The sequence below is a fragment of the Futiania mangrovi genome, from assembly GCF_024158125.1.
Classification (GTDB): Bacteria; Pseudomonadota; Alphaproteobacteria; order Futianiales; family Futianiaceae; genus Futiania; species Futiania mangrovi.
On sequence record NZ_JAMZFT010000006.1, the window covers coordinates 1 to 1,617 of the forward strand.

Here is a 1,617-nt window from a genome sequence, read left to right on the forward strand (position 1 = left end):
CGACGGCACGGTGAACCTTCCCAACAACGCCGAGGGGGGCAAGGCGCTTGCCCGGATGAACTGGGCGGAGTGGGGGACGGCGGGCTCCTACAACGGGCAGCTGGACGTGGGCGAGCTGCAGCGGCGCGGCTTCGTCTCGCAGGCGTTCATGGACGGCTATCATGCCGAGCGGCGGACGATCGCCAGCGGGCAGGCGGTGGCGGCGGCGCAGATCATGGCGTCGGCGGGGGTGTCGCTGGGCGGGCAGGCGCTGCGGCCGCAATCGACGACCATCGTGCGCTCGGACGGGGCGACGCTGACGGGTACGCCGAACCCGCGCACGGGCGGGATCGCGGGCGAGGTGCGCTATCCGAACGGGACGGTGGCGCGGCAGAACACGCCGGGTCTCGACTACACCGGCACGGTGACGGTTGGCGGGAGTGCGCAGGGCGGGGCGCTGACGGCGCGCACCGGGGGCGGCGGCGTGACGGGCCCGGTGGCCACGGGCGCGAACGGGCCGCGCGGCGGCGGCAGCCCGGTTGGCGGGGGACTGGTGTCCACGCCGTCCGCAGCGCCCGCGCCTTCGGGTGCGTCCGGGGGCGGCAGCGTGGGCGCGATGCGCCGCCCGCAGCAGCCCGCGGGCGAGGATCCGGCGATTGCTGCGCAGCGCGCCCGCGCCGCCGAGCAGGCGCGCATCCAGGAGATCATGCTGGATGCCGCCTCGCGCAACACCCCGCCCGCCAGCGCGACGGGCGACGTGACGCTGACCCCGCAGGGCGGCGCGTCGCTCGACCAGGTGCGGGAGATGGCGTGGGACTGGAACCGCGAGAACGGCCGGGGCGGCAACCCGGCGACGCAGGCGGTGACCGTCGTCGTGCCGGAGTACCGGCGCGACTATGGCGGGGGCACGACGCGGAACGAGCCGATGGCGCTGACCGGCCACCCGGCGGACCTCGCGCGGGAGGTGGCGGCGCAGCAGAAGGCGGGCACGATCCCGGCGGGCTTCGACCTGGACGGGGCGGCGCGGCAGGCGGGCATCGCCGACTGGGGTCCGCGGATGCAGGCGCGCGCGAACCTTGTCGCGGCGCAGCAGGAGGCGGCGGCCCCCACGACGCTGTTCGGCAGCCAGGTTGGGGTGTTCGCGGACCGTGGGGAGGCGATCCGCTTCGCGGTGACGCAGAACAGGGGCACGCGGGGCGCGGACCCGGTGGCGGTCGCGGTGCCGCTGACGCGCGAGATCGTGGACGAGGCGGCGGGGACGTCGCAGACCGGGGTTGTGCAGACGGTCTATGTCGGCACGCCGGACCAGGCGAAGGCGTTCCTCGACGCGATGCGGGCGCAGGGCAGGCTGGCGGGGAACCGGAGCGACGAATCGATCCTGTACGACGCGGGCATCAATTTCTCGTGGGGCGATCGGCTCGCCGCGGCGCAGACGGCGCGGGCCGAGGCGGCGCGGGCGCAGGCGGACGCGAGCTTCGCGCAGAACATGCCCGTCATCGGCGGGCAGCGGACGCAGCCGCTGTTCAGCAATGCGGACTACGAGGCGGCGCGCGACGTGACCGCGCAGAACAACCTCAACGCGGCCGACTGGACGGGCACGGGGCTGCCCGACGCGGTCGACATCACGATCCCGGCGGA

Annotated in this window: 1 pseudogene; it reads left to right on the plus strand. The window is 75.3% G+C overall.

The features are described from left to right. A pseudogene (locus NJQ99_RS16255) lies at nt 1-1,617 on the plus strand (hypothetical protein); the annotation flags it as partial.